Raw genomic sequence first — 13,799 nt, 5'->3', positions numbered from 1 at the left:
GCGACGGCGACGACGTGTGACTCGATCGCAGCGACCAGGGCCGCGCCGTCGTCGGGGGTGAGACGGGCGCGCAGGACGAGCGAGCCGTCGCTGTCGTGGTACCAGCTCACGCCAGGCAGAGCTGCGGTGGTCGCGGGCGGTGCGAGGCGGCGGCCCGCGGCGCGGACCACGCTCTCGACGTGGCTCGCGGTGCCGGTCAGTGCGAGGTCGAGCAGGACCTGATCCGCGGGCGGAGGTGCGGATGCCGGCGACGGGCCGTGCGCACCGGGGGCGGGTGCGCCGGTCGGGCGTCCGGGCGCGGGTGCGGTGTCGTCGGTGCCGTGCACGGCCGGGTCGGTGCCGTCGGCGCGACCGGCTGCTGACGAGGACACGAGGCCCTGGTGCGGGCCGGTCACCGGGTCGGTCACCGGGCTGGTCCCGGGTCGTCGCCGGCGTCGCAGGTGATGCTGTCGTCGCCGGGTCGAGGGTCGGTGGTGGGGTCGGCGCCGAGGTGGGGCGACGCCGTTGTGGTGCAGGGTGCAGGAGTGTGCGGCGTGGCGGCCGGTGTGGGAGTGAGGCGGGCGAGGACGGAGTCCTCGGCGCCGGCGAGGCGGGTGATCGCCCGGATCTTGGAGTAGGAGATCCGGCCGGCCGCGAACGCCTCGGTGATACGGGGCAGCCGGGTCAGCGCGTGCGCGACGCGCAGGTGTTCGGTCGCGGTGCGCAGGCTCATCCCTGCTCGCCAGGTCAGCCAGTGGGCGCAGGACCGGACGCCGACCCCGCACCAGCCGCCGCGGTCGTCGAACTCGGCGAGCAGGCGCAGGAAGCCGCACTCGGCGGCGGTGATGTGGCCGGCGAGACCGAGGAGCTCGGATTCGAGCTCGTGCAGGCTGAGTGGCGGCGGTCCCGGGTCCGCTGCGGGGGTGGTCGGCTCGGCGGACGGTTCCACGACGGCTCCTTCAGCGGACGTGTGTTCGCACGAGTGTGGCCGAGGGGTCCGACAGTTCGGATCGACCCGTGGCGGGGCCGGGTCTGCGGGGTGCGTTCCGCGGAACGCGCGCAGATGGCCCTCGCGACCACCGCAGGCGCCCCCGATGAGGAGGCGATCTCGGGCGGGGCGATCCGGGGCGTGGGCGGCCCTGGTCAGGGCTGGGCGCGCAGCCATCCCGCGGCGTTCGAGGCCAGCGGCTCGAGCTCCTTGTACTCCGTGACCTCCGGCGGCAGCGTCTCCAGGACCGACGCGAGACGGGTGCGCCAGGCCGGGACCTGCGCGACCCCGTCGAGCGGCAGCAGGCGGATCCCGATCAGGAACAGCACCGCCCCGGTCAGGGGCAGCCGAACCAGGTGCTGCACCTCGGTGCGCAGGTGGATCTGTCGGCCGGGGTCGGTGAGATCGAGCCGGGTCCGGGCGGGCTGCCACTGCGGGGCGGCGTCGAGGGACAGGTCGCGGCGGTCGTCGGGCTGCAGACCCCAGTTCAGCCGGCGGTAGGCCTCGCCGGGGTGCAGCCGCAGCAGGAAGCACTCGGCGCGCTCGAACACCCCGCCGGGTCCGTTCCCGGGGACCGGGCCGTGTAGCTCCCGGAAGCTCATGCCGGCGTCGAACCCGATCGACCACACGGAGGCGAAGGCGACGGCACCGGCGTCGAGCCACAGTGCCTCGCCGCGGGCGCCGAGCACGACCACGTCCTCCGCGACGAGCCGGGACACCCAGCGCAACGGGTGTTCGGGGAGGGTGGCGTCGTCGCCGAACACGAACTCCCGGTCGGTGCCGGTCGCCGTGTCACGGAACCGCCACCCACCGGCCCGGCCAGGGACGCGGGTCAGGGTGCAGGTGCCGGGTTGCTCGGTGGCGAGCCGACCGAGCAGGTACAGACAGGCGTCCCAGCAGGACGCGCGGGCGTGCGGCGCGGCGACGAACCGGGCGGACTCGCGGTCCAGGATCGACGCGCGCTCGGCGGCGACGGCGGGCCGGTCCGGGCCGTCGTGCAGGATCCGCGCGCCCCAGGAGCCCGCCTCGGTGCGGCGCTCGACCCCGGCCGGTTCGACGTTCGCGCTGATCCGGTAGGTCGGGTGCGGCAGCGGGAACGGGTAGTCGTCGACACCGGTCACAGGTCCAGCTCCAGTGTCGCCCCGGCGGCGCGGGACACGCAGAGCGCCATCCGGTCGGCGCGCTCGTCGGCGGTCAGGACCGTGTCGCGGTGCTCGACCCCGCCGTCGACGACGGGGGTCACGCACTCCCCACAGACCCCGCGCCGACACATCGCGGCGCGGTGACCCCGGCTCGGTGCACGGCGTCGAGCAGGGTCTCGTGGGCACCGACCTCGACCGTGCGGCCGCTGCTGCGCAGCACCGCGCGGAACGGGGTGCCGCGCTCGGGCTCCCCGACGAACGCCTCGGCGTGGATGCGGGCGTCGACCCAGTGCGCGGCGCGGGCGGTCCGGGCCGTCGCGGCGATCAGGCCGGGAGGGCCGCAGGTGTAGACGTGGCTGCCGAACGGTGCCGTGCCCAGCAGCCGCTCCAGCGCGGCCCGGGCCTCGGCGCGGCCGGTTGCCTCGACGAGCCGGTCCCCGCAGAGTGCGCGCAGCGCGTCGCGGTGCGGGGCGGGACCGGGGCGGTGCACCGTGAGCACGGTGTACGGGTTCCCCCAGAACGCGTGCCAGCGGGCGTGGGACAGGACCGCGGTCACCCCGATCCCGCCCGCGACGAGCAGGTGGTGGCGCGCGGTGTCGACCGGCGGGAACGAGCTGCGCGGCGTCGTCGCCACGACCGCGTCACCCGGGACGAGACCGTGCGCCCACACCGAGCCGCCACGGGAGTCCGGGCGCCGCGCGACCGAGACGTGCCACCGGTCGGGTGCGGGGGACGGCGCGGTCAGCGAGTAGGAGTTCCAGCGGCCCGGCGCCCACTCGATGCCGATGTGGCCGCCGGGCGGCGCCGCGGGCAGTGACCCGGTCCCCGGCGCGGCGGCGAACTCCAGCGAACGGACGTCGGGCGCGGCGTCGGTGACCGCGACGACCCGCAGGTCCACCCCGGCCCGGGTCACGGCGCCCGCTGCGGGGTGGGCGCGCCGAGGAACGCCCCGAGCCGGCGCGAGTGGTGGCCGGCGACGTGCAGCACGACCCGGCAGCCGGGACAGGCCACGGCGTCCCCGACGGCCGCGTGCACGACGACGTGCTGGTGGCAGTGTCCGCAGTGCACCGTCCGGTCCCGGGTGGCGTGAGCGACGTCGGTCGGGACCAGGACGAGCTCCTCGTCGAGGGCGCCACGCTGCAGCGCTGCGGCGCGCACGGCCTGCACGAGCGTCTCGGGCCCGGTGACCAGGATCCGGGTGCCGGTGACCAGCGTCGCGAGCTCCCGGTCCAGCAGCGTCGCGGCGTCCGCGCCGGCAGGGAGCCGGACCAGGCGGTCGGCGGGCCCGAGGTCGGGAGCGGGCGCGGAGCCGCAGACGACGACCAGGTGCGGTGATCCGCCGCGTTCGGCCGGACCGGGGTAACGCGGCACCGTGGTCCAGTCCGGTGCGACGTGCACGGACAGTGCGGCCGCGCCGGTGCGCAGCGGGCGGACGGGGTCGGGCATGACGGAGAGTGATCATACGGGCTTCGCGTGAACACCACGTGGCGCCCAGCGAATGCGCAGGTCGCCATTTCTGGTGAAACTGTCGCCGAGTCGGTCACGATCTCGGCGCCGGCGCGATGAACTGCGTGAAGCGCCCGCACGTCGGAGAGGGGGACGTCATGGACGGTACGCCGTACCGCCCGCGGCACGCCCTGCGTGAGACCCCGCCCACGATCGCCGTCCCGGCGCAGCGGGGCGCCCCGCGGGCCGAGGCCGTGACCCGGCCGGACTCCGAGACCCGGCCGGACACCGACGAGCAGCACAGCGCGGGTCCGTGGTGGACGACGGTCCCGACGCCCCGGGACGGCACCGCGCACCCTGCGCCACCCGCCCCGGCGCCCGAGCGGCCCTGGTTCACCCCGGTCCCGGTCGTCGTCGAGCCCGCGGCCGGGCCCGGCGCCGACGGGAGACTGCCCGGGTTCCCGACCGCGCTGCTGCCGCGCCGCCGTCGTCCGCTGGCGGTCGGTGCGGGCCTGGCCGGCGCGATCGCGGGGATGCTCGTCGTGTTCGCGGTGGTCGTCGGTGCCGCGGGGGCGGCGGGCCGCGGGATCGAGGACGCCGCCACCGCGACGGCCGCGGTCGGCGACTGGCGCGCCGCGGGCGGCCAGGTGCACGTCACCGCGATCACCGGGGCCCTGCGCGACATCGCCCAGGCAGGGTCGGAGGGCGGGATCCCGGCACTGGTCGAGGCCTGCCGCGGCCTGCGCGACGAGGTCGCCTCCGCCCAGGCGTACCCGGCGATCCCCGACGCCGTCGCCCAGACGTACTGGCGCGACGGGCTCGCCGCGGGCGCCGACGCCGCCCGGCACTGCATCGCGGGGGCGTCACTGGGCGACCCCGGACTGCTCGGCGACGCGGCCCGGGAGCTGAACGGGATGAGCTCGCAGCTGGGCGCGGTCGCCGACCGGCTCACGCTGCTGTCCGGCGGCTGACCGGCGGGCACTCCGCACCCGGTTCGTCTGCGCCGCCGCGACCCTCCATCGGCTTCGCGGGCCCCTGTGGACAGTGCTCCACGACCGGCCCGCCGAGGCCCGTCACCTCGCCGACGTCCTCGGAGGGCCCCTCGGTCCGCGACGCACACGGGCGTGGCGTGTCGTTGCGGCGGGCATCGGAGCCCCTGCGCCGCTAGGGTTCCCGCCGCAGGTCAACCGGGACGAACGGAGTGGGTCATGGATTCGGGGGCGCAACTGGCCGCGCGTGCCGAGGACGGTGGGGCGCGGCGGGACCCGGCGGAGGGCGGGCTGCTGAACCCGTCGCCGACGGCCAGGGCCGCGAGCCGCGGCACCGTCATCGGCAACGGGCTCACCTGGGTGGCGGCGTGGAGCCTGCGGGTCGCGCTGATCTCCCTGGGGCTGGTCATCCTCGGCTACGTCACCGGCATGCTGTGGGTCGTCGTCTGGCCGGTGGTGCTCGCGATCCTGCTGGCCACCGTCCTGCGGCCGCCCGCGGCGCTGCTCATCCGGTGGCGGTTCCCACCCGCGGCCGCCTCGGCGGTGGTGCTGCTCGTCGGCATCGCCGCGGTGACCGGCCTGTTCGTGGGCATCGCGCCGTCGATCGCCGGGCAGACCCAGCAGATCACCTCCGGCGTGATCGCGGCGCTCGGCCAGATCCAGCAGTGGATCTCCGGTCCGCCGCTGAACCTCGGTGAGAGCCAGATCGGCGACATCATCACCCAGGTCACCCAGCAGCTGCAGCAGAGCGCGACCTCGATCGCCGGCGGCGTCCTGACCGGGGTGTCCACCGTCGCGTCCGGACTGGTCTCGCTGGTGCTGGCCCTGGTGCTGACGTTCTTCTTCGTCAAGGACGGGCCGCGGTTCCTGCCGTGGCTGACCTCGATCACCGGGCGTAGCGCGGGCGGGCACATCGCCGAGGTGCTGCGCCGGATGTGGGACGTCCTCGGCGGGTTCATCCGCGTCCAGGCGCTGGTGAGCCTGATCGACGCCGTGTTCATCGGCATCGGCCTGGTGCTGCTGGGGATCCCGCTGGCGCTCCCGCTGGCCGTGCTGACCTTCATCGGTGGGTTCATCCCGATCGTCGGTGCGGTCGTCGCGGGCTCGCTGGCGGTCCTCATCGCGCTGGTCACGCAGGGTTTAGGCACCGCGGTCGCGGTGGTGGTGCTGGTCGTGGCGGTGCAGCAGATCGAGGGCAACGTGCTGCAGCCCTTCCTGCAGGGCCAGAGCCTCAAGCTGCACGGCGCGGTCGTGCTGCTGGCGGTGACGGCGGGCGGGTCGCTCGCCGGGATCGCCGGTGCGTTCCTGGCCGTGCCGGTCGCCGCGGTCCTCGCGGTGCTGCTGCGCTACCTCGGTGAGCAGATCGATCTGCGGGACCGGCGCTTCTCGGGCGTCGACGACACCGACGACGGCGATACCGACGACGGCGACACCGACGACGGCGACACCGACGACGGCGACACCGACGACGGCGACACCGACGACGGCGACACCGACGACGGCGACACCCCCGCCCCGGACCGCCGCGCACCCGGCCCCGACCCGGCCGGCTCCGACCCGGCCTCCTCCGACACGGCCCGTTCCGACGCAGCCCGCTCCGGCGCCGCCACGGACCGGGCCGGCGCGGTCGGCGAGCGCGACACCGTGCCCGTCCCGCCGGACTCCGCCCGTCAGGAGGGCGCCTGACCGCCCCGTCCGTGCAGCCGGTCGGTCCCCAGCAGCCGGTCCATCACGCGGAACCGGAGCACCACCCACATCAGGACGAACCAGCAGGCCAGCGCCGGGAGGACCACGAGGAACACCGGCCCGGCCGCGCCGGTGAGCCCGAAGTAGGACGACAGCGCCGGGACCCCGATCACCACGGCGAACGCCGCGCTCAGCCCCAGCACCAGCCAGGCCGGGCGGCGGTCGGGGACCGGCGCCGTCCAGGCGGCCAGCACGCGGTGCGGCGGCAGCAGGAACAGGATCAGCACGAACGACGCGAACCCGACGAAGGTCGACAGCCCGGTCTGCGCCCCGATCGTCGCGGCCGCCTCGGCGAAGTCGGCGTCGGCGCCGTAGGTGAGCCCGGTGTAGCTCTGGAACTGCGCGATCACCTGCGTCGGTGTCCGCCCGCTCGTGAAGCCCTGCAGGATGCCCTGGTAGAGCAGGGTGTAGGCGACGGTTCCGACGCCCGCGGTCACCACCGAGGCGGGTACCACGAACCGCGCCAGGTTGCCGAGGAGGTCCGGGTCCGGCTCGGCGGGCGTGGCCCACAGCGTCAGGAACAGCGTCGGCACGCCGACCGTCAGCAGGGTCAGTCCGACCTGAGTGGGGGAGTAGGGGAATCCGAGCCCCAGCATCGTCACGGCCAGGATGACCAGGGCCTGGGTGGCGACCCGGGTGAGGAACACGTACATCGACACCGCGATGCCGTCGATGATCCGGCGGCCCTCGGCGCGCGCCGGCAGCAGCGCGGCGAACGAGTCGTCGACCAGCACGATGTCGGCCACGTCGCGGGTCACCGCCGACCCGCTGCGCATCGCCACGCCGACGTGGGCGTGCTTGAGCGCCCGGGCGTCGTTCACGCCGTCGCCGAGCATCGCGACGTGCGCGCCGCCGCGACGCAGGCTCGCGACGACCAGCTCCTTCTGCTCCGGGGCGACCCGTCCGAACACGGTGGTCCGGGCGACGAGGGCGTCGAACGCGGCACGTCCCGCGGGGGTGTCGTCGAAACGGTCCAGGGAGGGCCCGGCCACCGGTTCCCCGACCGCGAGACCGGCCCGCGCGGCGAGCGCGGCGACGGTGCGCGGGTCGTCGCCGGACAGCACCTTGACGGCGACGCCGTCGGCGGCGAGCCGCTCCAGCGCGTCGGCGACGCCGGGACGCAGCTCGTCGGACAGCACCACCAGCGCCACCGGGTCCAGCGTGGGCAGGGTGGGGCGACCCTCGCCGTCACGCAGGGAGCCGCCGGCCCCGGCACGGGCCAGCAGGAGCACCCGCAGCCCGTCCGCGGTGCGCGCGGCCACGCGGTCCGCGACCGCGGCCGCGGACGGGCCGGTCAGGTGCGGGGCGAGCGCGTCCGGGGCGCCGAGCACGACGACGTCGCCGCCGGCGGTGACCTGACCGGACCAGCGCAGCGACGAGGTGAAGGCGACCTCGTCGCGCAGCTCCCACCGCTCGCCCGGCAGCGCCGTCGCGAGCGCCGCCGAGGTGAGGTTCGGGTCGGTCACCGACGCGGCGAACCGGGCGAGCACCGGGCCGGGGTCGGTCCCGTCGAGCCGGTCGAGGTCGTGCAGGCGCAGTGCGCCGGTCGTGAGGGTCCCGGTCTTGTCGGTGCAGACGACGTCGACGTGGGTCACCGCTTCCACCGCGTTGACCTGCTGCACGAGAGCGCCGCGCCCGGCGATCCGGGCCGCGCCGCGGGTGTAGGCGACGGCGATGAGGAAGAACAGGCCGTAGGGCACCAGCCCGGACAGCACCGCGGTGATCTGCACGACCCGCAGGAGGGAGAAGCCCTCCAGGAACGCCTGGGCGAGGATCGCGCCGCTCATGAGCACGACCAGCACCATCGTCAGCCGCACGACGAAGTCGATGCGCCGCTGCAGCGGGGTGGCCTCGGTGGTGTCGGCCCTGGCCGCGAGCGTCAGCCGGCCCGCGTAGCTCTCCGCGCCGACGCCCGTGGCGCGCTGGCGGGCGGTCCCGGCGACGCAGTGGCTGCCCGAGCGCAGCTCGTCCCCGGGGCCCTTCACCACGGGGTCGGGCTCGCCGGTGAGCAGTGACTCGTCGGCCTCGACCCGGCCGGTCAGCACCGGCCCGTCGACGACGACCTGCCCGCCGGCGCGCACCACCACGACGTCCCCGGCGACGACGTCGGCCGCGGGCACCTGCTGCTCGGCTCCGTCCCGCACCACGGTGACCTCGGCGGCGTCGAGCAGCTGCAGCCGGTCCAGCTTGGCCTTGGCGCGCATTTCCTGCACGGCCCCGACCACGGCGTTGACCAGGCCGAGCCCGACGCTGGTGAGGGCGTCGCCGTAGCGGCCGAGAACCAGCAGGACCAGGCCGATCGCGAACAGGATCGTGTTGTAGGAGGAGAACACGTTGGTGCGCAGGATCCGGGCGTAGCCGCGCGTCCCCGCCCTCACCGGCGCGTTCGTCCGGCCCGCACGCCGCGCCGCCGTGACCTGCGCGGTGCTCAGCCCGAGCTCCGGTGGTTCTTCCACGATCCCAGCCGTCACGCCCGCCCCCTCGGTCGCCCGCGCGGTGGTCGCCGCAGGTGCGCTGATCGTCGCAGGTGCGGCTGTGGGCCGGCTGTGCGGCCGGTGAGCGCCTCACCAGCGCTGCAGACCACCGCGCTTGACCAGCTGGGCGGCGATCACGTTGCGCTGGATCTCGTTGGTGCCCTCGCCGACGATCATCAGCGGGGCGTCGCGGAAGTAGCGCTCGACGTCGAACTCGGTCGAGTAGCCGTACCCGCCGTGCACGCGGACCGCGTCCAGCGCGACCTCCATCGCGGTCTCGGAGGCGAACAGCTTCGCCATCCCGGCCTCCATGTCGCAGCGCTCGCCGCTCTCGTAGCGCCGAGCGGCGTGCAGGACGAGGGTGCGCGCGGCGGTCACCTTCGTGGCCATGTCGGCGAGGTGGTTGCCGACCGACTGGTGCTGCCAGATCGGCTTGCCGAACGACTCGCGCTCCTGGGAGTAGGCCAGCGCGTCGGCGAGCGCGGCGTCGGCGACGCCGAGTGCGCGCGCGGCGACCTGGATCCGGCCGGTCTCCAGGCCCTTCATCATCTGGGCGAAGCCGTGTCCCGGCTCGCCGCCGAGCACCGCGTCGGCGGGGACGGCCATGTCGGTGAAGGCCAGCTCGCAGGACTCGACCCCCTTGTAGCCGAGCTTGGGCAGGTCCCGGGACACGGTCAGGCCGGGACCGTGCTCGACGAGCAGCACCGAGATGCCGCGGTGCCGCGGTTCGGCGGCCGGGTCGGTCTTGCACAGCAGCGCGATCAGTCCCGAGCGCCGTGAGTTGGTGATCCAGGTCTTGGCGCCGTTCACCACCCACCCGTCGTCGGTGCGACGGGCGTGGGTCGTCATCGCCTGCAGGTCCGAGCCGCCGCCGGGCTCGGTCAGCGCCATCGTCGCGCGCAGCTCGCCGGTGGCCATCCGCGGCAGGTACCGGTCCTGCTGCGCCCGGGTGCCGAAGGCGACCAGCAGCTTCGCGACGACGGTGTGCCCGCCCATCGCGCCGGCCAGGCTCATCCAGCCGCGGGCCAGCTCGGCCGTGACCAGGGCGTAGCAGGGCATCGAGACCGGCGCCTCGCCCCACGGCTCGGGGACCGCGAGCCCGAAGATCCCGAGCTCCTTCATCTGCTCGATGAGCCCCTCGGGATAGGCGTTCGCGTGCTCCAGCTCCCGCACCACCGGGCGGACGTCCAGGTCGACGAAGTCGCGCACCGTCTCCACGACCGCCCGCTCCTCGGTGCTCAACCCGGTGTCCGACCCGGCGCTCTGCCCGTCCATGCGACCGAGCATCGGTCATCGACCGGGGACCCCGCGAGTCGGGGTGACCGGTCGTGTGCGACGGAACATCCGGGGCGGTGGGACCGTTGTAGGTTCCGAGACCTGACACAGGGAGGTTCATCCCCATGACCGAGACCGCGATCCTCGCCGGTGGCTGCTTCTGGGGCGTCCAGGAGCTGCTGCGCGCGCGTCCGGGCGTCGTCTCCACCCGGGTCGGCTACTCCGGCGATCCGAACACCCCGAACGCCACCTACCGGCGTCACGGTGACCACGCCGAGGCCGTCGAGATCGTCTTCGACCCGGAGCGGATCTCCTACCGCGAGATCCTGGAGTTCTTCTTCCAGATCCACGACCCGTCGACGAAGGACCGCCAGGGCAACGACATCGGCCGCAGCTACCGCTCCGCGATCTTCTACACCACCGAGGAGCAGCGGGCCGTCGCCCTGGACACGATCGCCGACGTCGACGCGTCCGGGCTCTGGCCGGGCCGCGCGACCACCGACGTGGAGCCGGCCGGCGACTTCTGGGAGGCCGAACCGGAGCACCAGGACTACCTGCAGAAGTTCCCCTACGGCTACACCTGCCACTTCCCGCGCCCGAACTGGGTGCTGCCGCGGCGGACGGCCAGCACGGGCTGAGGCCCTCCGTCCCCACCACGTACGGACCGGCCCGCGACCACGCGTCGCGGGCCGGTCCCGTGTGCGAGGGTGGCCTCGCTCGGTCGCACAGAGGTGGCCGCGGGCCTCGGCGCGGTGCCGGCGCTCCACCGACCCGTTCACGACCTGCACCTTGTCCCCGACCTGCAGGGTCTCGAAGAACCGCCGGGCGTCGCGGGTGCGGAGCTTGACGCAGCCCGCCGACTCCCGGCTGAGGTCCCCGCCGTGGAAGGCAATCCCGCCGTCGGCGAAGAACACCGACCACGGCATCCGCGCCGGACGGCCGTCCGGGCCCGGGTACTCGCCGCTGCGGTGCTCGGCCTCCTTGCGGTACACCCGGAACGAGTGCCCGACCGGGGTGGCCTTCCCCTCGCCGCCGGTGGTGACCGGGAACGGGCCGCCGGTGACCCTGCCCTCGCGGACCAGCCACGCCTGCCGCGTCTCGCGGTCCACGCAGGCGCACACCGACGCCGAGCACCGTGTCCCCGGGGCCGCGGGTTCGGCGTGCGCCTTCTTGGCGACCCGGCTCTGCTCCGGGTCGGCGGTGGCGATCGCGGTCCCACCCAGCCCCATCCCGGCCACGAGCACGAGACCGGTCACCAGCACACCGCGACGGCGACGGAGGCGCTCGCTCTGGGACCTGTCCACCTCCCACGCCACAGATCACCCAGCCGGGTGATGACAGGGCAGACGTCCGTCCGGTTATCGCGGTTGCGCGGGAGCGTCCCGTGGCGGCGAGTGGCCAGCGGTGCGCGGCGAACGGGTGGGCGGCGGGCCCGGCGGCGGACCGATGGCCGGTCAACCGCCCGGGTACGGGAGCGGACCGTACGGCGTCCGGGGGCGTGATCTCCGTCCCGACGGGATGTCACGGCGCGATAACGGGGGTAGGTCTCGGTGATCGCCTCCTCACTCGCGGTGGTGGGGACGCCCCGTCGTGACCGACCCCAGGAGGAACGATGCGCGCAGCCGACCGTCCGGGCTCCGAGCCGGGACCTGCCGACCGGCTCCGTCGTCGGGCGTCCCGTCGTGAGGACCTGCTCGCGGTGCTGTGCGGGCTGCTCGCCGCCTGCGGGCTCGTCGTGGCGTGGCTCGCCGGAGCCGCGGCCCACGGGACGGTGCTCGAGCGCGGCGCGGTCGAGGCCCGGCAGCGCGTGCCGGTCGAGGCGACGGTCACCGCGCGGGCGAACGCGGTCGGGGACCTGCAGACCGGGCAGCAGTCGCTCACGCTGAGCTGGACCGGGCCGGACGGCGTGGCGCACTCCGGGGGCAGCTCGCTGCCCGGCATCTACGACGTGGGCGACCGGGTGTCGGCCTGGGTCGGTACCGACGGCAGGCTGGCGCCGCCACCGTCGACCCCGGCCGACGCCGTCACGGTCGCCGTCGCGGCCGGGTTCCTCACCGCCGCCGGGTGGGCCGGCGGAGTACTGGTCGTCGGGCGGCTGGCCTTCGCCTGGAACGGGCGCGCGTTCGCCCGTGCCTGGTCGGAGGACTGGGCGGCCGTCGAGCCCGAGTGGTCGGGCCGCCGCACCCCCTGAGCCGGGCGACGCGTCAGAACGTCAGCCGCCGCACCCGCTCGGGGTGGATCACCAGCCGCACCTGGTCCTCGGCCAGGATCGCCGCGAGGTCCGCGGCCCGCGTGGGGTCGTCGAGGTCCCAGTAGCGCTGCGCCAGACGCTGCGCCAGCGCGTGCGCCCCGTCGGTCTCGACGGTCGTGCCGCCCTCGAGCGCGATCCAACGCTCCCGTTCCCCGACCGGAGCGGCGACGACGAGCGAGGCCCGCGGGTCCTTCCGCCTGCGCCGGATGTGCAGCGACTCCGGTCCGGTGAACAGCTGCACCGTGCCGTCGTCGGTCGCCTCGAACCAGACCGGGCGGGGCTGCGGTGGCACCGGGCCGCCCGCGACACTGAGGAAGCCGTGCAGCGGGCGGGCGAGGAAGGCGCGGTCGTCGTCGGTCAGTGCCGTGCGGATGTCGGTGGTGGGCATGGCGTCCACGACACCAGCACGAGGCGGACGACGACATGGGTCAGACGCCGGATCTCCTGTCCGATCGTCTAACCTCGGTGCGGTGGACCCCTTCGGTGACCTCGTCCGCGGGTTGCGCTCGCACGGCTCGCTGTTCGGCAGCACCACCCTGACCCCGCCCTGGTCGCTGCACTTCGTCGACGGCGCACCGCTGACCCTGTGCGCGATGCTCACCGGCGCGGGGTGGATCGTCGTGCCCGGCGTCGACCCGGTGCGGCTGACCGCGGGGGAGACCGCCGTCGTGCGCGGGCCCGCCGGGTTCCACGTGGTCGACGAGGTCGGCACCCCGGCCGAGCCGATCGTCTGCGGTGTGGACTGCGCGACGCCCGAGCAGGGCGGCACCCGCCACCGGCTCGGCTGGCACGACCCGGCGCCGGGACCGGACAGCGACGCGAGCACCCTGATCACCGCGGCCTCCGTGGCCGGGGGCGAGGTCGGCGCCCGGCTGCTCGACGCGCTCCCGCCGGTCCTGCGGGTCGGCGCCGGGGGCAGCGGGGACACGGTGCTCGACCACGTGGCCGCCGAGGTCGCCGTCGACGCACCGGGGCAGCAGGTCGTGCTCGACCGGCTCCTGGACTGGCTGCTGGTCTGCACCCTGCGCGAGTGGTTCGACCGGACCGACGGCAGCCGCCCGCGCTGGTGGGCCGCCCAGCACGACCCGGTGGTCGGGCGGGCGCTGCGGCTGCTGCACGCCGACCCAGCCGCGGCCTGGACCGTCGCCGGGCTCGCCGCCGCTCACCTACCTCACCGGCTGGCGGATGACCCTGGCCGCGGACCTGCTGCTCGCCGAGCCCGACGCGACGCTGGCCGGCATCGCGCGCCGGGTCGGGTACGCCGACCCGTTCGGCTTCAGCGCAGCGTTCACCCGGGTCCGCGGCGTCACCCCCAGCGCGTTCCGCCGGGGCGGGTCGCGAGGCGGGCGGCCCGGTGAGCGGGCGGATGCTCCGGACGGGGTGAGCGGCTAGCCTGCAGCGCCGTGACCACCGTCGCCGTCCTGCACCGCGCCCTCGGCCGCACCTCCGGTGTGACCGCCTTCGTCGTCGCCGTCAGCGGCCGGTCGTGACGGTCCCGCCGCACCCACC

12 protein-coding genes and 2 pseudogenes are annotated in these 13,799 nt (G+C 75.2%); 5 read left to right on the top strand and 9 right to left on the bottom strand.

The annotated features are described in order from the left end of the window. Positions 1-403: 403 nt before the first annotated feature. The 5 genes from XF36_RS13355 to XF36_RS13340 all read right to left on the bottom strand — a co-directional run bounded on the left by XF36_RS13355 (position 404) and on the right by XF36_RS13340 (position 3,555). Positions 404-928 (bottom strand): DUF222 domain-containing protein, encoded by a 525-nt coding sequence (locus tag XF36_RS13355; protein ID WP_060712232.1) that lies wholly within the window; start codon positions 926-928, stop codon positions 404-406. Between the two features lie 194 nt (positions 929-1,122). Then, complete coding sequence (locus XF36_RS13350) at positions 1,123-2,088, bottom strand: heme-dependent oxidative N-demethylase subunit alpha family protein (RefSeq protein WP_060712231.1); 966 nt, start codon at positions 2,086-2,088, stop codon at positions 1,123-1,125. Then, on the bottom strand, positions 2,085-2,210 hold the full coding sequence (locus XF36_RS34830; protein ID WP_255357102.1) for a hypothetical protein: 126 nt from the start codon (positions 2,208-2,210) through the stop codon (positions 2,085-2,087). The genes XF36_RS13350 and XF36_RS34830 overlap by 4 nt, the downstream gene beginning before the upstream one ends. Further along, entirely contained in the window at positions 2,207-3,022 is an 816-nt protein-coding gene (locus XF36_RS13345; RefSeq protein WP_060712230.1) for a ferredoxin reductase, read from the bottom strand. The genes XF36_RS34830 and XF36_RS13345 overlap by 4 nt, the downstream gene beginning before the upstream one ends. Then, entirely contained in the window at positions 3,019-3,555 is a 537-nt protein-coding gene (locus XF36_RS13340) for a dimethylamine monooxygenase subunit DmmA family protein (protein WP_060712229.1), read from the bottom strand. Before XF36_RS13340 ends, XF36_RS13345 begins: the two co-directional genes overlap by 4 nt. Positions 3,556-3,713: 158 nt before the next feature. Between XF36_RS13340 and XF36_RS32425 the strand changes: the two genes are divergently transcribed. After that, on the top strand, positions 3,714-4,526 hold the full coding sequence (locus XF36_RS32425) for a hypothetical protein (protein WP_168169508.1): 813 nt from the start codon (positions 3,714-3,716) through the stop codon (positions 4,524-4,526). Between the two features lie 237 nt (positions 4,527-4,763). Beyond that, positions 4,764-6,230 carry an AI-2E family transporter gene (locus tag XF36_RS13330; RefSeq protein WP_060712227.1) on the top strand — a complete coding sequence of 489 codons (1,467 nt, stop codon included), beginning with the start codon at positions 4,764-4,766 and terminating at the stop codon, positions 6,228-6,230. Here XF36_RS13330 and XF36_RS13325 read toward each other — a convergent pair. Together XF36_RS13325 and XF36_RS13320 are read right to left on the bottom strand one after the other, a co-directional pair. Next, complete coding sequence (locus XF36_RS13325) at positions 6,215-8,746, bottom strand: HAD-IC family P-type ATPase (RefSeq protein ID WP_060714675.1); 2,532 nt, start codon at positions 8,744-8,746, stop codon at positions 6,215-6,217. The two genes, XF36_RS13330 and XF36_RS13325, sit on opposite strands and share 16 nt — an antisense overlap. Before the next feature lie 108 nt (positions 8,747-8,854). Next, positions 8,855-10,039 (bottom strand): acyl-CoA dehydrogenase family protein, encoded by a 1,185-nt coding sequence (locus XF36_RS13320; RefSeq protein WP_060714674.1) that lies wholly within the window; start codon positions 10,037-10,039, stop codon positions 8,855-8,857. A gap of 125 nt (positions 10,040-10,164) precedes the next feature. Between XF36_RS13320 and msrA the strand changes: the two genes are divergently transcribed. Continuing rightward, the gene (gene msrA, locus XF36_RS13315; protein WP_020624599.1) at positions 10,165-10,677 is read left to right on the top strand and encodes a peptide-methionine (S)-S-oxide reductase MsrA; all 513 of its coding nucleotides are present in this window, start codon (positions 10,165-10,167) and stop codon (positions 10,675-10,677) included. A gap of 201 nt (positions 10,678-10,878) precedes the next feature. Here msrA and XF36_RS30400 read toward each other — a convergent pair. After that, a pseudogene (locus XF36_RS30400) lies at positions 10,879-11,268 on the bottom strand (L,D-transpeptidase); the annotation flags it as partial. Positions 11,269-11,651: 383 nt separating this feature from the next. On the opposite strand from XF36_RS30400, the gene XF36_RS13310 reads away from it, so the two are divergent. Further along, positions 11,652-12,230, top strand: a complete 579-nt coding sequence (locus tag XF36_RS13310) for a hypothetical protein (protein ID WP_060712226.1) — start codon at positions 11,652-11,654, stop codon at positions 12,228-12,230. A 13-nt stretch (positions 12,231-12,243) separates the two neighbouring features. Here the strand turns inward: XF36_RS13310 and XF36_RS13305 are convergent, their stop codons facing one another. Further along, the gene (locus XF36_RS13305; RefSeq protein WP_060714673.1) at positions 12,244-12,678 is read right to left on the bottom strand and encodes a pyridoxamine 5'-phosphate oxidase family protein; all 435 of its coding nucleotides are present in this window, start codon (positions 12,676-12,678) and stop codon (positions 12,244-12,246) included. Between the two features lie 82 nt (positions 12,679-12,760). Between XF36_RS13305 and XF36_RS13300 the strand changes: the two are divergent. Continuing rightward, positions 12,761-13,682 (top strand): annotated as a pseudogene (locus XF36_RS13300) (cupin domain-containing protein). Positions 13,683-13,799 lie beyond the last annotated feature (117 nt).

This window comes from Pseudonocardia sp. HH130629-09 (genome assembly GCF_001294645.1).
GTDB lineage: Bacteria > Actinomycetota > Actinomycetes > Mycobacteriales > Pseudonocardiaceae > Pseudonocardia.
This window is presented reverse-complemented; position numbering and strand designations above follow the sequence as displayed.